The 19347-nt window shown below is 62.4% G+C and carries 24 protein-coding genes and 1 pseudogene; 7 read left to right on the top strand and 18 right to left on the bottom strand.

From position 1 onward, the window contains the following. Positions 1-154: 154 nt before the first annotated feature. Positions 155-2512 (top strand): heavy metal translocating P-type ATPase, encoded by a 2358-nt coding sequence (locus DI605_RS15145; RefSeq protein WP_293975547.1) that lies wholly within the window; start codon positions 155-157, stop codon positions 2510-2512. Continuing rightward, a complete protein-coding gene (gene cueR / locus DI605_RS15140; protein ID WP_293975545.1) occupies positions 2509-2904 on the top strand; it encodes a Cu(I)-responsive transcriptional regulator in 396 nt (131 codons plus the stop codon). Before DI605_RS15145 ends, cueR begins: the two co-directional genes overlap by 4 nt. A 23-nt stretch (positions 2905-2927) precedes the next feature. Here cueR and DI605_RS15135 read toward each other — a convergent pair whose 3' ends face one another. Beyond that, positions 2928-3134 (bottom strand): hypothetical protein, encoded by a 207-nt coding sequence (locus DI605_RS15135; protein ID WP_293975543.1) that lies wholly within the window; start codon positions 3132-3134, stop codon positions 2928-2930. A 186-nt stretch (positions 3135-3320) separates the two neighbouring features. Between DI605_RS15135 and DI605_RS15130 the strand changes: the two genes are divergently transcribed. Together DI605_RS15130 and DI605_RS15125 are read left to right on the top strand one after the other, a co-directional pair. Then, entirely contained in the window at positions 3321-3596 is a 276-nt protein-coding gene (locus DI605_RS15130) for an HU family DNA-binding protein (RefSeq protein WP_293975541.1), read from the top strand. A 125-nt stretch (positions 3597-3721) separates the two neighbouring features. Then, complete coding sequence (locus DI605_RS15125) at positions 3722-4105, top strand: hypothetical protein (protein ID WP_293975539.1); 384 nt, start codon at positions 3722-3724, stop codon at positions 4103-4105. A gap of 552 nt (positions 4106-4657) precedes the next feature. On the opposite strand, the gene DI605_RS15120 is transcribed toward DI605_RS15125, so the two are convergent. From DI605_RS15120 to DI605_RS15105, 4 genes are all read right to left on the bottom strand, one after another. Continuing rightward, complete coding sequence (locus tag DI605_RS15120; RefSeq protein ID WP_293975538.1) at positions 4658-5029, bottom strand: PRC-barrel domain-containing protein; 372 nt, start codon at positions 5027-5029, stop codon at positions 4658-4660. Positions 5030-5379: 350 nt separating this feature from the next. Beyond that, the gene (locus tag DI605_RS15115; protein ID WP_293975536.1) at positions 5380-5631 is read right to left on the bottom strand and encodes a hypothetical protein; all 252 of its coding nucleotides are present in this window, start codon (positions 5629-5631) and stop codon (positions 5380-5382) included. 261 nt (positions 5632-5892) lie between these two features. Further along, on the bottom strand, positions 5893-6678 hold the full coding sequence (locus tag DI605_RS15110; protein ID WP_367120059.1) for a sulfite exporter TauE/SafE family protein: 786 nt from the start codon (positions 6676-6678) through the stop codon (positions 5893-5895). Beyond that, positions 6678-8054 (bottom strand): RimK family alpha-L-glutamate ligase, encoded by a 1377-nt coding sequence (locus tag DI605_RS15105; RefSeq protein ID WP_293975534.1) that lies wholly within the window; start codon positions 8052-8054, stop codon positions 6678-6680. The genes DI605_RS15110 and DI605_RS15105 overlap by 1 nt, the downstream gene beginning before the upstream one ends. Positions 8055-8577: 523 nt before the next feature. On the opposite strand from DI605_RS15105, the gene DI605_RS15100 reads away from it, so the two are divergent. Next, positions 8578-9027 carry a hypothetical protein gene (locus DI605_RS15100; RefSeq protein WP_293975532.1) on the top strand — a complete coding sequence of 150 codons (450 nt, stop codon included), beginning with the start codon at positions 8578-8580 and terminating at the stop codon, positions 9025-9027. Positions 9028-9030: 3 nt separating this feature from the next. Here DI605_RS15100 and DI605_RS15095 read toward each other — a convergent pair whose 3' ends face one another. After that, the gene (locus tag DI605_RS15095) at positions 9031-9618 is read right to left on the bottom strand and encodes a DUF1801 domain-containing protein (protein WP_293975530.1); all 588 of its coding nucleotides are present in this window, start codon (positions 9616-9618) and stop codon (positions 9031-9033) included. Here DI605_RS15095 and DI605_RS15090 point away from each other — a divergent pair. Further along, complete coding sequence (locus DI605_RS15090; RefSeq protein WP_293975528.1) at positions 9606-9833, top strand: hypothetical protein; 228 nt, start codon at positions 9606-9608, stop codon at positions 9831-9833. The two genes, DI605_RS15095 and DI605_RS15090, sit on opposite strands and share 13 nt — an antisense overlap. A gap of 91 nt (positions 9834-9924) precedes the next feature. On the opposite strand, the gene DI605_RS15085 is transcribed toward DI605_RS15090, so the two are convergent. Next, positions 9925-10395 carry an Hsp20 family protein gene (locus tag DI605_RS15085; protein ID WP_293975526.1) on the bottom strand — a complete coding sequence of 157 codons (471 nt, stop codon included), beginning with the start codon at positions 10393-10395 and terminating at the stop codon, positions 9925-9927. A gap of 467 nt (positions 10396-10862) precedes the next feature. On the opposite strand from DI605_RS15085, the gene DI605_RS15080 reads away from it, so the two are divergent. Further along, entirely contained in the window at positions 10863-11327 is a 465-nt protein-coding gene (locus DI605_RS15080; RefSeq protein WP_293975524.1) for a MucR family transcriptional regulator, read from the top strand. Between the two features lie 149 nt (positions 11328-11476). Here the strand turns inward: DI605_RS15080 and DI605_RS15075 are convergent, their stop codons facing one another. From DI605_RS15075 to DI605_RS15025, 11 genes and pseudogenes are all read right to left on the bottom strand, one after another. Next, positions 11477-11935 carry a DUF3237 domain-containing protein gene (locus tag DI605_RS15075; RefSeq protein WP_293975522.1) on the bottom strand — a complete coding sequence of 153 codons (459 nt, stop codon included), beginning with the start codon at positions 11933-11935 and terminating at the stop codon, positions 11477-11479. Beyond that, positions 11932-12782 (bottom strand): annotated as a pseudogene (gene xth, locus DI605_RS15070) (exodeoxyribonuclease III). The gene DI605_RS15075 and the pseudogene xth overlap by 4 nt, the downstream one beginning before the upstream one ends. Continuing rightward, positions 12779-12931, bottom strand: a complete 153-nt coding sequence (locus tag DI605_RS15065) for a hypothetical protein (RefSeq protein ID WP_293975521.1) — start codon at positions 12929-12931, stop codon at positions 12779-12781. The pseudogene xth and the gene DI605_RS15065 overlap by 4 nt, the downstream one beginning before the upstream one ends. A gap of 410 nt (positions 12932-13341) precedes the next feature. Then, a complete protein-coding gene (locus DI605_RS15060; RefSeq protein ID WP_293975519.1) occupies positions 13342-14340 on the bottom strand; it encodes an alpha/beta hydrolase in 999 nt (332 codons plus the stop codon). 70 nt (positions 14341-14410) lie between these two features. Beyond that, positions 14411-14758: a RidA family protein gene (locus DI605_RS15055; RefSeq protein WP_293975632.1), complete on the bottom strand. Its 348-nt coding sequence runs from the start codon at positions 14756-14758 to the stop codon at positions 14411-14413. Positions 14759-14860: 102 nt separating this feature from the next. Beyond that, the gene (locus DI605_RS15050) at positions 14861-15796 is read right to left on the bottom strand and encodes a hypothetical protein (protein WP_293975517.1); all 936 of its coding nucleotides are present in this window, start codon (positions 15794-15796) and stop codon (positions 14861-14863) included. After that, complete coding sequence (locus DI605_RS15045) at positions 15793-16242, bottom strand: OsmC family protein (protein WP_293975515.1); 450 nt, start codon at positions 16240-16242, stop codon at positions 15793-15795. Before DI605_RS15045 ends, DI605_RS15050 begins: the two co-directional genes overlap by 4 nt. 19 nt (positions 16243-16261) lie before the next feature. Continuing rightward, the gene (locus tag DI605_RS15040; RefSeq protein ID WP_293975513.1) at positions 16262-17287 is read right to left on the bottom strand and encodes an aspartyl protease family protein; all 1026 of its coding nucleotides are present in this window, start codon (positions 17285-17287) and stop codon (positions 16262-16264) included. Further along, complete coding sequence (locus tag DI605_RS15035) at positions 17284-18177, bottom strand: pirin family protein (protein ID WP_293975511.1); 894 nt, start codon at positions 18175-18177, stop codon at positions 17284-17286. The genes DI605_RS15040 and DI605_RS15035 overlap by 4 nt, the downstream gene beginning before the upstream one ends. Next, positions 18170-18466, bottom strand: coding sequence for a GNAT family N-acetyltransferase (locus DI605_RS15030; protein WP_293975509.1), 297 nt, complete (start codon positions 18464-18466; stop codon positions 18170-18172). The genes DI605_RS15035 and DI605_RS15030 overlap by 8 nt, the downstream gene beginning before the upstream one ends. After that, entirely contained in the window at positions 18463-19305 is an 843-nt protein-coding gene (locus tag DI605_RS15025; protein WP_293975507.1) for an alpha/beta hydrolase, read from the bottom strand. The genes DI605_RS15030 and DI605_RS15025 overlap by 4 nt, the downstream gene beginning before the upstream one ends. Positions 19306-19347: the final 42 nt, after the last annotated feature.

Below are 19347 nucleotides of genomic sequence, written 5' to 3'. Positions count from 1 at the left end.
TGCCCAATGGAGGTTGCCAGACGTCGTTTGCTCGAGTGACGTCACTTTGCCGTCGAACGGCGACCGCCTCTATCAGGCGCCTTGCACGGCCTATCCCATGACTTGACCTTGACATGATGTCAGACCTTATTTCCTATGACAAAGGAGAAAGGCGATGCACGATCATCATGGCCATGACGGCGATTGCTCCCCGCATGCCGAGCCCGCACGCGAGGTGAAGGATCCTGTCTGCGGAATGCGCGTGGATCCCCACAAGACGCAGCATCATGTCGAGCGAGATGGCGCCACCTTTCATTTTTGCAGCGCGGGATGCCGGGCAAAATTTGTTGCCGATCCCGCGAGATATCTGACGCCGCAATCGCCGCCCTCCCCTCCCGCATCGGCTTCCGGGACGTGGACCTGCCCGATGCATCCCGAGGTCCGTCGCAACGGCCCCGGCACCTGCCCGATCTGCGGCATGGCGCTGGAGCCCGTCGAGCCAAGCGGTGACGAAGGGCCGAACCCGGAACTGGTCGATTTCACCCGCCGCCTCTGGGTGAGCGGCATTCTCGCCGTACCGCTGCTGCTGCTCTCGATGGGGGGTGAAATGGTTGGGCTGCACCTTGTGCCCATGCGCTGGTCGCCTTGGGTGCAGCTCGCGCTCACCGCGCCGATCGTGCTGTGGGGTGGACGGCCCTTTTTCGAGCGCGGCTGGGCCTCGCTGAAGAGCCGCCACTATAATATGTTCACTTTGATCGCGATCGGCGTCGGCGCCGCGTTCCTCTACAGCCTCGTCGCCACCCTCGCACCCGGTATCTTCCCGGACGCATTCCGCGCGCACGGTGGCATGGTCCCGGTCTATTACGAAGCGGCGGGCGTCGTCGTCGCGCTCGTGCTGCTCGGCCAGGTCCTGGAGTTACGGGCGCGCGCATCCACCGGCCGCGCCATTCGCGCTCTGCTCAATCTCGCGCCCAAGACAGCTCGGCGCATCGGCTCCGACGGGACCGAGAGCGACGTGCCGTTGGCGGACATCGCCAAAGGGGAGCGGTTGCGTGTGCGCCCAGGCGAGTCGATCCCGGTCGACGGCGTCGTGACGGACGGACGCTCGTCCGTCGATGAATCGATGCTTACCGGCGAGCCGGCGCCTGTGCCCAAGTCGGCCGGCGCGGCGGTCACCGGCGGCACGGTCAACGGCACCGGCAGCCTCGTCATGGAAGCACAGGCGATCGGTTCGGACACCGTTTTGGCGCGCATAGTCGCGATGGTGACAGAAGCGCAGCACAGTCGCGCACCGATCCAGGCTGTGGCCGACCGCATCGCCGGCTGGTTCGTTCCTGCGGTTGTGCTGGTGGCGATCGCGACTTTCATCGTCTGGAGCCTGGTCGGGCCGGAGCCGCGCTTCGGCCACGCGCTGCTCAACGCAATCGCCGTCCTCATCATCGCGTGCCCATGCGCGCTGGGCCTCGCAACGCCGATGTCGATCATGGTCGGCACCGGACGCGGCGCGCAGGCCGGCGTGCTGGTCAAGAATGCGGAGGCGCTGCAAGCCCTCGACGGCGTCGATACGCTGGTGATCGACAAGACCGGCACGCTCACCGAGGGTAAGCCGAAGCTCGTAGCGATCGACCCCGCCCAAGGATTTGCAGCCGATGAGGTGCTGGCGCTTGCTGCCGCTCTGGAGCAGCGTTCCGAGCATCCGCTTGCCGTGGCGATCGTCGCGGCTGCGCGTGATCTTGGGCTCGTGCTGGATGACGACGACGATTTCGGATCGCAAACCGGCACGGGAATCAGCGGGACCGTCGGCGGGCGCGCGATCGCAATCGGCAACGCCGCACAGATGCACAGGGTCGGCGCAGACATCTCGCTGCTCAATGTTGCGGCCGAAAGCCATCGGGCGAGCGCAGCTGGTGTCATGTTCGTCTCTGTCGACGGGAAGGCTGCAGGTCTGATTGCGGTCGCCGATCCGATCAAGGCATCGACACGCGAGGCCCTCGCCGCGCTTCATGAGGAGGGCCTGCGCATTGTCATGCTGACCGGGGACAGCCGCCGCACGGCCGAGGCGGTCGCAAACGCGATCGGCGGCATCGATGAGGTCCATGCAGATCTCAAACCCGACGACAAAGCGCGCATCGTCGCTGAGCTGAAGGCGAATGGCAGATGCGTCGCCATGGCGGGCGACGGCATCAACGACGCGCCGGCGCTCGCCGCGGCGGATGTGGGGATCGCGATGGGTACAGGCACCGACGTCGCCATCGAGAGCGCCGGGCTGACCCTCACGAAGGGTGATCTCGCGGCGATGGTCCGGGCGCGCCGGCTCGCCCGCGCGACCATGGCAAACATCCGCCAGAACCTCTTCTTCTCGTTCCTGTTCAACGGCATTGGCGTGCCGGTCGCGGCAGGCGTGCTCTATCCGGTGGCAGGCATCCTGCTGTCGCCCATGTTTGCGGGTGCCGCCATGGCCCTTTCCTCTTTCACGGTGGTCACCAATGCGCTGCGGCTCAACGTCGTGCGGCTCGACAGAGGCAATCCATGAACATCGGGCAGGCCGCGCAGGCAAGCGGCGTGTCGCAGCGGATGATCCGTCACTACGAAAAGATCGGTCTCGTCCCGCCGCCGGTACGGCGGGACAGCGGCTATCGCGATTATTCGGACGCGGACGTTCATCGCTTCCGCTTTATTGCCAATGCCCGTGACCTTGGTTTCCCGATCGAGGAAATCCGCTCCCTCCTCGGCTTGTGGCAGGACCGAGGGCGATCGAGCAGGGATGTTAAGGCGCTGGCATTGGCGCGTGCCGAGGAGCTTCGCCGCAAGGCCGCCATGCTTGAGGCAATGAGAACGGCGCTGAACGAACTGGTCGAGGCCTGTCATGGCGATGTTCGGCCCGAATGCCCGATCATCGAGCGCCTAGCCCGGATGAAGACCTGACAGTAGCGCGAAATCGTTCGCCTTCACCGCTCGCCGATTAGCCTGCGCCACGTTCTCCGGAAAAGGCCCTGTGGCGCCGGATGGCGCTGGATACGCATGTGGAAATCTTCACCGCGTACCTCGCGCAGGGAACCGGAAATTTGTTTGTCTGCCATGGTAGTGCGTTCCACCGACGGCAGATCGCCATCGACAAACAAAGAACCTTGGCGCGAATCGTTCTTCCCCATCATGATTAAAATATAAGCGAAACCGGCGTGGCCTGAATAGATTAGTGGCTGAGCGGCCCGAGGCTTTGCTTCAGAATGTCCGAAACCCTTCCGGCAAGCCGTTGATCAGGAAACGCTGGCCGAACCGAAGGCAAAGATATAGACCGCCAGGCCCTCACCGAAACACAGCAACGAAAATGGGAGTTTTGTATGAACAATAGTGACCTTGCCGACACGCTGGCGGCCGAATCCGGAGTCAGCAAGGCTGATGCGCGCAAGACGGTTGACGCCGTATTCGCCGCCATCGCCGAAGCCGCAGCGGGGGGCGAGGAGATTTCGCTCAATGGATTCGGCAAGTTCAAGGTCAAAGAGACAGCGGCCCGCGAAGGCCGGAATCCGGCGACTGGTGAAACCATCCAGATTGCCGCGTCCAGGAAGCTGACCTTCACGCCCGCCAAGGCGGTAAAGGACAAGCTCAACGCGTAAAATTTGGGCCGGCAGCGTGTTCAGGCCCATTGCCGGCCTTATGAAGGAGTTCGGGCAGCACAGGCAGCAGAGGTTGTCGCCGAACCAAGGGCGGGCCATTTTCCCGGAAATCGAGAGATGACGCCATGGCAAACGAACCCATTCCCGACCGGGCAGCACGGCGGATCGCACTTGCGCTCGTTGAGCAATGTGTGCGCAACAGTCGGCTTGAGGAATTGCATGCCGGGATGAGGCCGGACAGTCTTTTGGGTGACTTCAGTGACGTGAAAGTCGTGACGCCTTTCGGTGATATCCCCTGGACTGAGCTCTCCCGAATTTCGGATGCAGAGATGAAGACCCTGATGATCGAGATCGTCAACCGTGTTTATACCTTCCTGACCCACATGGAGGATCTCACCGCGCTCAGCGATGCGGCAAGATGGGATCGCCCTGTGCATGATCCACGTCTTTTGGGAACGGCCTTGCGTCGCGCAGCCGCTCGCAAAGGCGAACCACTCGACGACAACTGACGATTTCCCAGGCCACACGTGGTGTGACAGTGTGCATCCCACAATGATTGTTCGATGGGAGCGCTGCCGACATTGGCCATCTCCGCATGCCCAACACGCTCCCGCAATTTTTGCCGCGGCGCAATCCCTCGCAGCATTAACCATCGTTGCCGGATGATGCAGCAGGTCACGCTAACCGGCCGACTGTCCGTCGGCGTATGACGGGATATAAGGAATGTCGCCGAGCGCGCCGAACCTCTTGCTTGGAGCGCAGCGGACATCAGCCAACGGCCAATGCCCAAGATTGCCGAGAACAAGCGCTTCCAAGTCTGGTCGATCCGCGTCTCCCGCGCCGGTATCGCCGGCCGTTCATGCACGGTATCATGTAGGATCATCGCGCGGCCCGGACGGCAACGCCGCATACGACACCTGATATCACTAGACGGGTTGGATTAGTGCCTGCGACCAGAGCCCGCTCCCTGCCCGTTTGAAATTCGGCGCGTCATTCCGGCGTCATCCGGAGAAGAACCCGTCTTTGAAGGCGGCCGGACCATCGACCGGCCGCCTTCAAGGTCAATAGGGATAACTGACGCCGTAATAGCCGTAGACCTCCCGGCCATAGTCGCGATCGAAAGGCGGTTCGTCATTACCTGCATAACGAGGCGCCTTCTCAAGCACCGCCTTGTCGAGATCGATGACATATCCGCCCTGATCGGTCTCATAGGTGAGCACTTCCCACGGAAGTGGATAATAATCGCTGCCGAGGCCGAACAGCCCGCCGAACTGGAGAACGGCGTATTCGACCCGACCGGACCGCTTCTCGACCATGAAATTGTAGATGGAACCGAGCTTCTCGCCCGCACGGTTGTAAACGCTAGTCCCTTCAACCTTGTTAGATGCGATCAGCCGGTTGGTTTCTTCGGTGGCAAGCTGGGTATCGGCCATGACAAAATCCTTCGAGTAAGTCCGAGCGTTCGAGGACAACGTCGTAGCCGCTAATGCTCTCCCGGTGGCGAAGCGCCACCGGCCCTCAGATCGTCAGAATGACCTGTAAATAGGATCGGCCGGGGCGCCTGGGGCGCCGGCAACGTTACCCTGAGGAAATTCATCGATCAAAAGGACGACGGTCGCGCGGCCCAGCGAAGAAAATTAAGAGCCGTTTCAATTCAACGGTCACCGGTCCTGATGCAATCGGCCTGCCACCTGGTCACGCTCGGTCGCGACTAGGAACAATGCCTTGGTACATCCGCAAGAAACCGGATCCAGTTCAGGCGATTGAGACTGCGACGGAGGCGTCAGCTTGAGGCCAGGGGCGGACGATCAGGATCGGCAGCGAGTTGGAGAATGCGCTTGCCCTGTACCCAAACTTCCTCACCATGCCAGTTGACCCATAGGCATATAGCTTCACCGGACGGGAGATCAACGTTGATCGCATAGTCCAAAGCCGCATTGAGTGTCAGACCCGCGATCTTCGGATGAAACTCAGCCTCTCCCCGCCGCTTGACGGCGATAGCGGCCGGCGCTTTCCACGGGATAGGTTTCTGCATTGCGTAGTTCCTTGAGCCCTAGTTTTGTTACTGCGGCGTGATTGAGACTGGCAACAATATCTGCATCCTTTCCGCTGGGTTCAGGACGGCTAAGGAAATAGCCCTGCACTTCTGTGTTACCGTTGATTAATATTTTGAACCCCATGGCCAGCCATGGAGAAATATCGCATCGACTCCCCAGTCGTGAGATCTGCTGGCCTCTTTTGAAAGCCAAAGCGCTGCCGAACGGAACCACAGCCATCTGTGCGGATGGATTGAATCTCAGATGCGTGGGAAGACGGGCAAACGATCGAACATCAGCGAGGCGAGACTCCAGATGCTGGTGCCCACCAGGAGGACACCGACGAGCTGCAATAGCAGCTTGGGCGCTATCTGACGGGTCAGCCAAGCGCCGAGCGGCGCCGCCACGAGGCCACCAATCAGGATGCCGGTCGCGGCATCGGTAAAATGAAGGCCATGAATGCCGACGAAGGCGGTAAGGACGGTCACGGTCACAAAGAACTCGGCTGCATTGGCGGTGCCGACGGCCATCCGCGGGGTCATGCCTTGCGCAAGAAGATTTCCTGTCACCAGAGGTCCCCAGCCACCGCCTCCAGAACTGTCGAGAAAACCGCCGAGGAAGCCGAGGGGAGCGACCAGTCTTATGCGACGGAAGGCAAGCGGGCGACGCGGTGCGCGCCAGAGCAGATAGGCGCCGACGGCAATGAGATAGACGAGCAGCACCGGTCGCAATATGTCGCTCTTGAGGAAGTAGAGCACCCAGATACCAGCCACCCCGCCGATCACCCCCGGCACCGCGAGGCGTGCGAAGAGCGGCCAGTCGACATTACGCTGGAGGATGTGGGCCATGCCGGCGGCACCGGTGGTGAAGCTTTCCGCCGTGCGGGTCGCCGATGAGGCGGCAATCGGAGGCGCGCCCGACAGGACAAGCAGCGAGTTCGACAAAACGCCGAAACCCAGGCCCAAAGCGCTATCGACGGTCTGAGCGAAGACGCCGATCAGGATGAAAGGCGCAAGTTCGGCCCAGGGGATCGCGGAAAAATCCATCAGCTACGATCGCTGTTAGCGCGTGCTGATACCGATCGCCCAACACGTCCCGATGGAGCAGTAATCGCATATAGCAATGGAAACCCGAGAGCCATAAGCGACAGGAACCCGCTGGCCATGGGTCCGGCACCAGCGATCCATGGGAGGATCGCGGCCCAGATCGCGAGCGCCATGACTATGATGAGCGTCCTTTCCTGCTCACTGTCGTCAAGAGCCGAGAGGTCGACGTGCGAGCGGCCTTCGAACAAGGCGCGCAATCCAACTCCTGTGCGGCTCCTTGCGTCGACGAGCAGTGTCGGCGCAAGCGCCTGCCCGAGACAGCTCATACTGGCACCGAAGAGCCGCACGCCCATCGCGCTTGCAAAGCCGCGGAATTGATCGTTGCGATCCGTGATCGCGCGCAGGCCTGTGCGGCCGCCAAAAATCATGTCCGCGAGCACGCTGCTCTCTTCAGCGGCCGGCGCGGGCATAGGTGAGTCCTGCGTGGCACCAATCCATTCAAGGATCGTGGCGGGCACGTCGAGCCCGCTGGCACGCTCCAGCCCCTGGAAGCCGGGGGCGGAATTGGCCTCACAGATCCGATAGCCTTCTTCGTCAAAGAGGATGTCGATCCCGGTGATATCGAGGTCCAGAATGTCCGCTGCCTTGACGGCCAGTTCTGCCATCTCGGGCGGCGGATTATAGGCGACGCCGACACCGCCCAAGGAGACATTGGACTTGAAACCGCCGGTTAGCGATCGGCGCTCCATGGCCGCCACGACACGTCCGCCGACGACTAGGACACGAACATCCCGGCCATGGCTCGCCCGGACATAATGCTGCAGGATGAAGTCGGCCTTTGCCTCGGCACTTTCGAGCAGCCCGGCCAGATCCTCGAACTGGCTGCGATTCTCGCACTTGAGGACGCCGGCCCCGCGCGTGCCTTTGAGCGTCTTGACGATCACTGGGAAACCAAGCTCGCGCTCGACGAGGTCGACATCCATCGGGAAGGTTCCGAGGATCGTGCGTGGGATAGGCAGGCCGGCCCGATTGAGGCTCTGGAGCGTATGAAGCTTGTCGGCGACGCGCTCGATCGTGGCTGGGCCGTTGATCAGTCGGACGCCGCGCCGCTCGAAGTGGCGAAGCAGCGCGAGGGTGTAATAATCCGTTTCGGCGCCGGTCCGGCAGATGATGAAGTCCGGCCGCGTCATCGGGCTGTCGTCATAGGTGACCGCCCAGTCCTCGTCCCCGCCCACGACCAGATCGAAGCGATGGGGGTCGTAGACGGCGAGATCGATGCCCATGGCACTCGCCGCTTCCTGAAAGCGGAAAACTTCCGGGACTTCGGGGATCGCGGGATCCAGTTCATGATGGAAGAGGATCCAGCCCTGCAGCATCTTGATTCCCGAATCCTGTTTTGTCCTCTGATAGACTAGCAGTTGGGCATCGATGCGACCAACGGCATACGTCCGAGATTCTCGCAGGCAACGAGCCCACCCTGACGCGCCTCCCGTCAACGAGGCGAGATCCGCGGGAATCGCGCCTCGAAGCGAGCGCCCTGGCAAGACCCTGCCCGCGCGCAAGCGCTGCGCCTGATAGATCGGGAACAGCCCCACGGCCGGGTAAGCGTCCTGCCGAATTAGCTCCCGGGACACCTGTAGGCGCCCCCCTTCCCACGATATCCTCGGCGTTGAAGTGCCTCATGGATTGCTGAAGCCGGCACGTGCCAGATCAAGGACGCGACGATGTCGCGGTAGCCCACTGGTGAACAAGGCCAGGCGAGACGCTCAGGAGATCGAGCTGGCGCGAACGCAGAACAAATCCCGGCAAGACGTGACCACCGCTTTCTTGTAATATCCAAAATACTGGCCGTATCCAGGTGACTAAAGCGCTGTCGCATGTGGAAGGGAACAACGGACAATGTTGAGCATGAAGGACGCCTCGGCACTCTGGTTCTGGCCATGGACAATGGCGCAAGCGAACATTGCCTTGTTCGAGACGGCGGCGAGCGTCCCTTCCGTTCTCGGGGCGCGCCTACCGATGATTTCCGACGCAATACGAAACCCCTGGACCGCCGACACCCTCGAGTTAAATCGGATGGTGTCCGAGAAGACCGAAGCGTTCGGCCGTTCGCAGCGCTCGCTTTCCTCCGCCGCGCGCAAACTGCAGGCGGCCGCCGAGGGCAATGCGCGCGATCTCGGCAAGGTCACAGGCGGAGGGATGCTGTGGCCAACGGACTATATTCGCATGGCCGAGCGCAATATCGCCGCGCTTGCAGCGCTGGCCACCGTCCCGGGCGAAGCTTTGGCCCCTGTTCACAAGGGCGTCACCTCGAACGCGAAGCGCCTGTCAGGCAGGCGTGGCGTATAGCACTCAGCGCCCAAGCCGCATCCGAATGTCGCGATAGGCCGCATCGATCAGTGCCTGCAGCGCAACGTCATCTGTCTCCCGGCCCCAGCGCAGCTTGACATGACGCATGCGTTTGCCCGTCCCCTCGAGCAGTCCGGCAGGGTCCGGCAGCTCCGTTCCGTGGAAGAAACCGATGTTCGAATGGGCGGCGAACGTATCGACATAGGCGAATGCCGCGTCCTGGATGCAGGCGGTCGGATGCCCGTCATGCAATAGTTCGACCACGTCCGCGCCACACGCGCGAATGCGATCGAACCAGGGCTCGATGAACCGGCGCTGCCCCGCTCCCGATGCCCCGAACCACGCGGCTACCTCGGGGGCGGAGCGCACCGCGCCTGATAGTCGGAACAAGGCGGACATGGGGGCAAGGTGGCATGACATCGCGCAATGTCGAGACAGATTTCTCTGCAAGGCATCTTTGGGTCGCATCGAAAGCAGTGCTGCACGCCCCCTTGACGCCCGCCAGGCGGATTGCAAAATCAACGCCGGGCACATGCTGCCCGACTGGAGAAGGAGCGACGAGAGAAAGGAGACAGGATATGTCGCAACCATTTTCCCGACTGCTGCATCCCTTCGATGTGGCGCATCATCCGACGCTTGAGCCTGAGGTCAAACGGGCTCTGCTTGCGTCCTGGGCATCCGACCGCGTGGCGGTGATGGACAATCCTGCGCTGCGTCGGCCCCCCGGCGTCAAACGGCCGTTTTCAGTCGATGAGGTGATGGCGGCGCTGCGGGTGCTCGATCAACCAGGCGCATCCCACGCGTAATGACAGCGCGGCGGAGCATCGGCTTCGCCGCGCCTTTGGATTTCACTGGCAACATAGGCCTGCCGGTCTTCACCGGCAGGCCAGACGATGATCAGGCCGCTTCGAGCGCCCGCTCCTGATGTGCGATGCGGTCGTTCGCCGCGGTGCTGCCGGCGATCGCGATCTTGCGCGGCTTCATGGCCTCGGGGACCACACGCTTGAGCGCGATCGAGAGCAGGCCGTTCTCGACGCGCGCTTCGCCCGCCTCGATGAAGTCAGCAAGCTGGAAGCGCCGCTCGAACGCACGCGCCGCAATGCCGCGATGCAGATACTCGCCCCGGTCGGCATCTTCGGCGCGCTTTCCGGAAACGGTGAGCAGGTTCTGCTGGGCGACCACCTCTATATCCTCAGGACGGAAGCCGGCGACCGCGACGGTGATGCGATAGCTGTCTTCGCCGTCCTTCAGGATGTCGAAAGGCGGATAACCGTCGTCGTCACGTGCCCCTGCCTCAAGCAGGTTGAAGAGGCGGTCGAAGCCGACGGTAGAGCGCCGATAGGGCGCGAAGTCGAAGTTGGTTCTCATTTCCAAATCCTCCGATTGAAGCAATCTGGGCTTGAGAAGCGTCGGTGTGGAAGAGCCGACGCCCTCTTTGTCCCACCGGACCCGAACGGCGTCCGGCAAGGTCTGAATTAGTATCGGCTTTTCCGGTTTCAAGGGGATTTTTTCAGCCTGAAGCCGGTCAAAATGGTGATGGTCGGCGACAGGATGCTGCAGGTGGGGGATGCCTCGCCGATACCGCGCCGTAAAGCAGGCGCTTCCGATGTGCCAGCTTGGGGCTCTTGGCGGAATAACACTCAGTTGCACCCAATACGGTTGTCATCACTTATACGAAAGCCTGGCCAAGCGCCTATGAAGGGGCGGCCCTGGTTGGTATGGGTGCGCCCCGGTTTGGCGCTATGGCGGGTGCGCGCTTGCTACCGTCGCCAAAGCGGCTTGCGCAGATCCGCGACCAAACTATGCCTGCGCTTTCTCGATCCAAAGGAGCCGTGATGCCCACGAGCGACACCGATACCGCCCAGATTCTGATCGGGCTTACCGCTGAAATCACATCGGCGCACGTATCCAACAACAGCGTCCCCGCCTCCGAGCTGCCAGCCCTGATCCGGTCGGTGCATGATGCCTTTCGATCGGTAACGAAGCCAGCGGTCGCGGTTAAGGAAAAGCCCGAACCGGCCGTCCCCATCCGATCCTCGGTCAAGCCTGACTACATCATTTGCCTCGAAGACGGCGCCAGGCTCAAGATGCTGAAGCGCTATCTGCGAACGCGCTACGGTATGACGCCGCAGGAATATCGCGAAAAATGGGATCTCCCAGCGAATTATCCGATGGTTGCTCCCAATTATGCCGAGCAACGCAGCTCACTTGCGAAAGCCATCGGACTTGGCCGGAAAAAGTCGGAATCTGCGGAGGGCGGAACACAGCCAACCGGAAAAATCGCCGCCAAGCTCGGCTAGAGGAAAACGGCGTGGCGCAACCGCTTCGGGACCGGAAGATGTCTGAGATCGCGCGCGTCCGCCCGAAATCGGCGAAATCATGACCATGACCTGTTTTTGCGAGTGGCTTGGCTTACAGGGAGAGCAGCGGCGAACGATCTGCGTCAGGCTCAAGTGATCCGATACACCGCATATTGGATGCGGCCGGTCCCGAGCAGCCGCCCTTGGGCGACGAACAGGCTGGTGTTGAGCCAGGCATAGCGTGGATCGCCGGTATCGAACGCGATGGCGAGCCGAATATACTGCTCCTCGAACCGCGTCTCGCGGTCGGCTTCAGCTGCGGCCTTGAACGCATCGGTCTGCTCGACGAGGCCGCGATAGTGCATGAACAGGAAAGCACCATCGTCCGTCAGGAACTGGGCGCGCACGTCCGGGCGCCAGAAGCCGTCAGAGCCCATCGCCATCCAGTCGCCGCCCGTCGCGGCAAGCGCGGCGCGGATGCGCGGCCCTTCAAGGGTCGCTTCGCTCACCTGCCAATATTGCCGGGTTCCGAGCGGCGACCCCGCACTGGGCGCCGACGGCTCAGCGGTGCGCACCACATAGGTCATCTCCTGGGCAAGGCCGATCATCGCGGGGGCGTCCTTCTCGATGTGATGGCAAGGGCAGGATCGGCTGCGGACTTGCGCCGGGGCCGCGCAACCGGCTTGTTGGCCAGCTCGATCCAGACCGGCGCATGATCGCTGGTCTTTTCCCACCCCCGGACATGCGCGTCGACCTGTGCATCAACGAGCTGGTTGGAGAGCGGCGGGCTCAACAACAGATGGTCGATGCGCAGCCCGGCGTTGCGCGCATAGGCGTCCTGAAATAGTCCCAGAATGTATAAATCGTCTCGCCGGGATGAAGTGCGCGCAGTGCATCGGTCCAGCCCTGATCTAGCAACCGGAAATAAGCCGCGCGCACCTCGGGCGCGAATAGCGCGTCGTCGAGCCAGCGGTCGGGTTTGTAGACGTCCAACTCGGTCGGCATAACGTTGAAGTCGCCGGCCAGCATCACCGGCAGACCGCTGTCGAGCAGGCCGCTTGCATGCTTGGTCAGGCGCTCGAACCATCTCAGCTTATAATCAAATTTCGGGCCAGGCCGCGGATTGCCGTTGGGCAAATAGAGCCCGCCGATCAGGATGCCGTTGACGGCCGCTTCGATATAGCGGCTGTGTGTATCGTCCGGGTCGCCGGGAAGCCCGCGCCGGGTCTCGTGGATCTCGCCGACGCGGCTGAGGATCGCGACCCCGTTCCAACTTTTCTGCCCGTGCCAGATCGCATCATAGCCAAGGTCGCGGATCGCGCTCTCGGGGAAGCGCTCGTCGGGGGATTTCAATTCCTGCAGGCAGACGATGTCGGGTTCGGCCTCCGCCAGCCAGCGCAGCAGGACCGGCAGCCGGCCGTTGATACCGTTCACGTTATAGGTTGCGATCTTCACAGGTCGGGGGGCGTCCGGTCGGCGCGTCCCCAGCCGGCCAGCATCTTGGACGCCGCGCGTCCCACCAGTTCCCCGGCATCGCCAACATGCCAACGGGCCGGCGCTTTGGCCGGCGGCGTTCTGGTCGATGTCGATGCGGCGCGCACCATCGTGTCAATCCTTGAGCCTGATACAACCAAGACGCCCATGGGCAGGCGAGCGTTCCCGCGCCTATCCCCGATCGCTTTACGGTCGATCCATTGGTGTCTGGCGGCAGTTCCTCTGAAGCGAATAGACGTCTGGCGCACAGTCTGGCGCTGAACGTCGACGATGCCGGCGCGCCGGTGCTGAGCCAGGCGGCCAGTAGGCGCGATCATCTGGAACCGATTGACGTCTTGCCCTCACGAACACGATATATCAGAAAAGAACTCGGTCACGCATCACGCTGGATGAGATCGCGTATTCGCGATGTGAGCAGCCGAAGCTCGATGGCAGACTTAAACCAGAATCGCTGCATCCGCGCCTCAACCGGAAAAGGTCATGCTTCAGCGCTCGCCTTGGAAGAGGCCAGGACTGAAGCCTATGCCTTGCCATCCGTCCATCGCAGTCGCACGAAATCGGAGAGTTCGTTCAGCAGTTCGAAATCCTCTGGCGCCGTGCCGCCAAAGCCTCCGTGGGGCATCCCTTCGAAGACGTGCAGTTGAGCCGCCACGCCTGCCCTACGCAGCGCGCGGTGCATGCGCACCGTGTTGGACAGAAAGAGGTCGCGGGTACCCGACTGCAGGAATGTTGGTGGAAAGCCGTCCAGGTCGCCGAATAACGGAGACAAATAGGGCTGGGAGAGATCCGCACCGGCCGCGTAAAGGAGGTTGCTCTTCATCAGGGAGCCGGGCAGCACCAGATCAACCAATCGGTTGGTCTGGAAGCTATCGCCGGATTCCGTCAGATCGACTTGAGGCGACAAGAGCACCAGCCCGGCCGGGAACGGCAACCCCTCGTCCCGCGCCCGGAGCAGCATCGCGACAGCGAGGTTGCCGCCTGCCGAACGTCCGCCGATGACAATATCCTCAGGTCGATGACGCTCAAGGACGTAGCGATAGGCCGCTAGGCCATCGTCCAGCGCGGCAGGATAAGGGTGCTCCGGGGGCGTGCGGTAATCCACGCCATAGCATTTCACGCCGTGCTGGTCAGCCTGCATCCGCGCTCCGGCGCGGCATGCCTCGCCCCCGCCGAAGACGAGCGCGCCACCGTGGAGATCGATGTATGCGCGATCTGCGTTCGACGGCGTTTCGGGTGTCGCAACATGAACGGTGGCAGAGCCGGTCCTGACGGTTTCGATCGCCGAACGAAGTCGTCCAGCCAACCCTTTCACTGCGTCGGCATATTTCCCGTCGACCGCAGCCTTGACGCGCAGCCATGCTTGATGGTCGTCGGGGCTGGGTGCGACGAAGGCCGCGTTAAGCGCGCTCCCGTCGGCACCTATAAGACGTTCCAGCGCAGCACGAGCGGGGCCGCTTATCGAGGATGGGAAAGAAATGGTGCGCTGCGGCACAGTCATGCCGGACTTTGGATCGCTCATCGGTGCTAGAACTCATTGATAATGGAGGTACTGATAACCGCCTGCCGACGCTCCCGTTGGTACCGTCTTGTCATCTCACGATCGCGGTCACCCTGATCTCGATCCGCATTTCCGGAAGACCAAGTGCGTCGACACCGATCTGCGTCCAGATCGGCGCATGGTCGGGCATGTAGCGTCTGAATAGCGCTGCCATCGTCTCGTTGACCACCGGCGGGAAGCCGCCAACGTGATACGAGTTCACATGCACCACGTTCGCCCAACTCGCCCCTGCGGTGGAGAGAATGCGCTCAACATTCCGAAAGGCTTGCGCGATCTCGTCTTCGAGGTCCGCGGCTACGACAAGATCGTCGTTCCAACCGCCCTGACCGGAGATTTCCACGCGATCGCCGATACGCACGGCCTGAGAATAATGGAGCAGGTCTCTAAGTCGGTCGCCATAACCGGGCGTGACGAAGAATGAGGACGGTTTTGCATGATCGTCTCCAACAAAGGGGAAAAGTGATTGTACTGGCTGACTTGCTCATTGAGCCTTCCTACGTGCTGCCGGGCGCTCGCGACCAAGCGCGTCCCAAGCCAGACCCGCGAGGGCGCCGAGCGTAAGAAACTCTAGAAAAAACTGACTCCAACTTATCGCACCCAGCAGTACAGTCTCGCCGGTGAAGGCGCTGTACAAGGCTGTGCTACCTGCCACGCCCTTGATGAGTGCCACGAGGAGGGCAACAGCCAGCAGGCGGACTAACTTTGATCCAGGAAGCGAGTCCCAGATGAGCGCGGTCATCATCACCGAGCCTGCGACAGCTTCAGCGAAGGTCAGATAAGCGGCGGCGGTGATATGTAAGGGGTATGGAAACGCATAAAGGTCGGGCCGCGCCAGCCAAGCGAAATGTTGGATGAGAGGATCAAGCGCATAGGCTATGAATTTTCGAGCGGCTGTACTGATTGCAGCGATCACTAAGGCAGCGATCAACAGCGAGGGAACATTGCGAACCCATCGGACGCCGACAACGCATGTGACTGCAAGGATGAAGACGCGTATCAGAGGTCGAATGAGGCCGATCGCCGAATATGCCCATCCTCCAGTGACGATCCCGCTCATGACTGCTACGCGGACCGTTTCCTGGATGGTGGCCACGATCACGAATGTGATGGCAATTCGCGCCATGATGTTGCGATGACCGATTCTCGGGTGGGCGAGCATGAGGAAGAAAAGCAACCCACCCGCAATAAAGGATTCATTCAGCCATTGAGCCCAGAGGGGTGGCCGAGGCAGCGGAAACGGCACGCCTGCCGCCAGCAGGCCAACGTGAACGCTCATCGCCGTGAAGCCCGCCATGACCAGGCTTACGGAGAGAAGGCCCGGTCGGCGAACTGATGGCAAAAGCAAGGGCGCACTCTGCTCGGTCGAGGCACCTCCGGGATCAAGGCGTCCGAAGTCCTTTGGTGAAGCCAGGGTCATCTGTCCAAAACCTCATCAAGCGATCGCCCGAGCTTCGTATCAAAGACAGGGGTGCCTTCCAGAATGCGTTGAACGGGGCACTTGGCGGCGACGTCGACCAATCGCGCGCGTTGCGCATCGTCGAGCTCGGCGCCTCGGATGAAGATGGTCTTCTCGAAGACATCGACAGCGGTCGATGAGTCCGCGAACCGCTTCTTCGCGTGATCGACCACCACCTCCACATACTCAAGCGGCCAGTCTTGCTGACGGGCGAACCACCGAATGGTCATGGCGGTGCATTCAGCCAGGGCGGCGGTTAGCAGCTCGAACGGGTTCGGACCAAGTCCCCCACCGCCGGCGCTGGCAGGCTCATCTCCCACGATAGTGTGTGCGCCCATTTCGATTTGGACAGCGAAAGGGCTTTCACCGATTTCCGATGCTGTCGCCCGCGTACGCAATACCGCCATCCCACGTCCCCCCGATCCGTCACTGCTCATCGGCGTGGCCACGGATCGCACGCACGTCCGTAGCCTGCGCCTGACCTGCGGCTTCCGGAGGACTGATGCACAACCGGCGACGGGCATAATCAAAAGCGATCACCCCGCCGTTCCAGAGAGGAACGCCCAAGGTGCCGTCGATGCCGGTGCCCTCGAAGGCCGGAACGTCCGACGTCAGGCTGACATCCAGCGGCCCGAAGCTCGAAGCGCCTGCACGCACCTGCGCCACGCGAACCACTGCGCCCTTCACCGCGCCGCCGACGCCAAAGCCGATTTCTTTCGCAACTGCTCTTCGGAGCAGCCTTTGGCCAGGCCCGCTTCGCACGAACGCGCCGCCCAGAACCAACGCACTGTGCCGGGTGCCAAGATCGACCAGTACCTTGAGGCGGACCGGAGGTTCGCCCTCGGTTGGCTGAACCTCGATCTCGATCACCGGTGTGCCGTGCACGATCTCCAGCGAGATGGGCGACGCGCAACCAACAGCGGCTCCCGACCTGTCGACGGTGACCTGCCGGCGCGTATAGTCGATGCTTATCGTGCCGTCCTGGAAGGCCGGCGCGCCAAGAAGCACATCGACCGGAAACCCGGCCGAGGATGACAGATTGCCAAGATCCACCGCATATGCGGCAACATTCTCCAACCGGAATGGCCCTGCCGCAAGCCGCGAGATGGTGACCGGCAAAAGCTGCTTCGCCTCGTTGCCGCCACCTGCGGCGTCACCGGCCGAGGCGCCCTCGCTGAGGCCAAGCGTCCTACTGACCTGCCGGTCGACGAGAACCGCGCCCGCCCCGCTATCGAGGACGCCGCTTCGCCGCTGCCCATTCACGTCGACCGGTATCCGGACAAGATTGTCTGCCAACTCGAACGGTATGACCGTCGCCTCGGAGGCCGGTGGTGGGGCCGGTTCGCGGGACGTAGCCGCGTCCTGCGACAGGGCCGCCGAACCAGCGTGACCGCCGCCAGCAACGAGGAACGCGGCCACCAGCGCGCCGCGGGCCGAACGCGATCCGATCATGACGCGGGTTGCCCCGACGGGATCGGTTCGTCCGGCAACGGGATGAATTCCGCGTCGTCCGCATCCGGCAGCTTCATGCGGCCTGCCTTCCAGTCGGACGCGGCCTGGGCCAGCCGGTCCCTTGACGACGACACGAAGTTCCAGAAGATGTGGCGCTCGCCGATCGGCTCGCCGCCAAGGACCATGACCGTCGAATGCTCGGCCGCCCTGAAATGCGACACGCCTGCGCCCAGCACCAGCATCTGGCCAGCCTCGTAGCGCCCACCATGCATCTCCACCGCGCCCGCTGCGATGTAGAGCGCGCGCTCCCGATATGTGTTCGGAACCTCGGCGACCGCGCCGGGCGCCATGTCGAGATGTGCGTAGAAGAGCGGCGAGTGCGTCTGCGCGCTCGCCGTCAGGCCGTAGGCGCTGCCCGCGATGAGATGACCGGCGACGCCACCATCGTTCCACGTTGGCAGGCTCGCGCCCGCGTGATGCGTGAAGGACGGGGCGGTCTCCTCGAACTCCACCGGCAGCGCTACCCAGGCCTGGATGCCGTGCAGGCGGTCGCCGACGGCGCGGGCATGCTCGAACCGCTCGCTGTGCGTGATCCCGCTGCCGGCCGTCATCCAGTTCACTTGCCTTGGCCGGATCGGCTGTTCATAACCCAGGCTGTCGCGATGCATGATCTCGCCTGAGAACAGGTAGCTCACAGTCGACAGCCCGACATGGGGATGTGCTCTTACGTCGAACTTCCGGTCGAGGCCGGGCGCCAGACCGATCGGTCCCATATGGTCGAAGAAGATGAAAGGGCCGACCATTCGCCGCCTGGCGAATGGAAGGACACGACCGACTTCGAAGCCGCCGCCCAGATCGCGGCGGCGCTGATCGATGATCATTTCAATCATGAGGGCTCTCCACCGCAACAATGTCGGCATATTCCGGGTGACGCGCATAATAGGCCGCCATGAATGGGCAGAGCAGAACCGCCTTGCGGCCCGACGAACGGATGGCCTCGAAAGTCCCGTGCGCGAGCTGCGAGCCGAGGCCCTGGCCGGAAAAGCGTTCCGGGACGATCGTATGCGTCAGCACGATCGTCTCCCCTCTGGTCCGGTAATAGGTAGCAGCCACGTCCTGAGTGCCCTCGATCGGCAACTCAAAGCGATGCTGGGCAGGATTCTCCTGGACAGCGCTCATGCGAGAGCCTCCCCCTTGATGAAGGCCAGCAGATCCGCGTTGATCGTGTCCGGGTGGGTCGCGAACATGCCGTGCGAAAGGCCTGGATATGTTTTCAACGTACCGTTCGGCAGAAGCTTGATCGCGGTGCGGGCGGAGGCCTCGATCGGCACCACCTGATCGTCTTCGCCGTGCATCAGCAGGACGGGCAGCGAGACCGTTTGCAGATCTTCGGTGAAGTCTGTTTCGGAGAAAGCGGCGATGCAGTCGTAGTGCGCCTTGGCGCCGCCCGCCATGCCCTGTCGCCACCAATTGCGGATCAGGCCTTCGCTGACCTCTGCGCCGTCGCGGTTGAAGCCATAGAAGGGACCGCTGGGCACATCGAGGAAGAGTTGCGCGCGGTTCTTGCTGAGCGCTTCACGGAATCCATCGAATACCGACATAGGCAGGCCGCCAGGATAGCGCTCGGTCGCCAGCATGATGGGCGGCACGGCGCCCAGCAGGACGGCCTTGGCGACCCGCCCGGGCACGCTGCGTGTAACGTAGCGGATCACTTCGCCACCCCCGGTGGAATGCCCGACATGCACCGCGTCCTTCAGGTCCAGCGCTTCGGCAAGCTCCGCCACGTCGGCGGCGTAAGTGTCCATCTCGTTACCGGTATCGGTCTGGTCGGAACGGCCGTGACCGCGCCGGTCATGCGCGACCACGCGGTAGCCCTTGCCAAGAAAGAACAGCATCTGGCTGTCCCAGTCGTCCGAGCTCAGCGGCCAGCCGTGGTGGAACACGATGGGCTGGGCATCGCGAGGACCCCAGTCCTTGTAGAAAAGACGTGTGCCATCCTGGGTTGTCAGTGTCGCCATCTTGGGGTCGATCCTTCTCTTTATTGGGTCCAGCTCGGCTGG

This window comes from Sphingomonas sp. (genome assembly GCF_003248515.1).
Classification (GTDB): Bacteria; Pseudomonadota; Alphaproteobacteria; order Sphingomonadales; family Sphingomonadaceae; genus Sphingomonas_I.
This window is presented reverse-complemented; position numbering and strand designations above follow the sequence as displayed.

Coding starts and splice junctions, on each gene's coding strand:
- DI605_RS15120 (WP_293975538.1), bottom strand. CDS start 5,029: ATGGCCGATACCCAGCTTGCCACCGAAGAAACCAACCGGCTGATCGCA.
- DI605_RS15090 (WP_293975528.1), top strand. CDS start 9,606: ATGTCGCAACCATTTTCCCGACTGCTGCATCCCTTCGATGTGGCGCAT.
- DI605_RS15025 (WP_293975507.1), bottom strand. CDS start 19,305: ATGGCGACACTGACAACCCAGGATGGCACACGTCTTTTCTACAAGGAC.
- DI605_RS15125 (WP_293975539.1), top strand. CDS start 3,722: ATGGCAAACGAACCCATTCCCGACCGGGCAGCACGGCGGATCGCACTT.
- DI605_RS15045 (WP_293975515.1), bottom strand. CDS start 16,242: ATGGCGGTATTGCGTACGCGGGCGACAGCATCGGAAATCGGTGAAAGC.
- DI605_RS15035 (WP_293975511.1), bottom strand. CDS start 18,177: ATGATTGAAATGATCATCGATCAGCGCCGCCGCGATCTGGGCGGCGGC.
- DI605_RS15040 (WP_293975513.1), bottom strand. CDS start 17,287: ATGATCGGATCGCGTTCGGCCCGCGGCGCGCTGGTGGCCGCGTTCCTC.
- DI605_RS15095 (WP_293975530.1), bottom strand. CDS start 9,618: ATGGTTGCGACATATCCTGTCTCCTTTCTCTCGTCGCTCCTTCTCCAG.
- DI605_RS15050 (WP_293975517.1), bottom strand. CDS start 15,796: ATGACCCTGGCTTCACCAAAGGACTTCGGACGCCTTGATCCCGGAGGT.
- cueR (WP_293975545.1), top strand. CDS start 2,509: ATGAACATCGGGCAGGCCGCGCAGGCAAGCGGCGTGTCGCAGCGGATG.
- DI605_RS15065 (WP_293975521.1), bottom strand. CDS start 12,931: ATGGTGCGCGCCGCATCGACATCGACCAGAACGCCGCCGGCCAAAGCG.
- DI605_RS15085 (WP_293975526.1), bottom strand. CDS start 10,395: ATGAGAACCAACTTCGACTTCGCGCCCTATCGGCGCTCTACCGTCGGC.
- DI605_RS15060 (WP_293975519.1), bottom strand. CDS start 14,340: ATGAGCGATCCAAAGTCCGGCATGACTGTGCCGCAGCGCACCATTTCT.
- DI605_RS15100 (WP_293975532.1), top strand. CDS start 8,578: ATGTTGAGCATGAAGGACGCCTCGGCACTCTGGTTCTGGCCATGGACA.
- DI605_RS15030 (WP_293975509.1), bottom strand. CDS start 18,466: ATGAGCGCTGTCCAGGAGAATCCTGCCCAGCATCGCTTTGAGTTGCCG.
- DI605_RS15075 (WP_293975522.1), bottom strand. CDS start 11,935: ATGATCGGCCTTGCCCAGGAGATGACCTATGTGGTGCGCACCGCTGAG.
- DI605_RS15080 (WP_293975524.1), top strand. CDS start 10,863: ATGCCCACGAGCGACACCGATACCGCCCAGATTCTGATCGGGCTTACC.
- DI605_RS15145 (WP_293975547.1), top strand. CDS start 155: ATGCACGATCATCATGGCCATGACGGCGATTGCTCCCCGCATGCCGAG.
- DI605_RS15135 (WP_293975543.1), bottom strand. CDS start 3,134: ATGATGGGGAAGAACGATTCGCGCCAAGGTTCTTTGTTTGTCGATGGC.
- DI605_RS15115 (WP_293975536.1), bottom strand. CDS start 5,631: ATGCAGAAACCTATCCCGTGGAAAGCGCCGGCCGCTATCGCCGTCAAG.
- DI605_RS15110 (WP_367120059.1), bottom strand. CDS start 6,678: ATGGATTTTTCCGCGATCCCCTGGGCCGAACTTGCGCCTTTCATCCTG.
- DI605_RS15105 (WP_293975534.1), bottom strand. CDS start 8,054: ATGCTGCAGGGCTGGATCCTCTTCCATCATGAACTGGATCCCGCGATC.
- DI605_RS15130 (WP_293975541.1), top strand. CDS start 3,321: ATGAACAATAGTGACCTTGCCGACACGCTGGCGGCCGAATCCGGAGTC.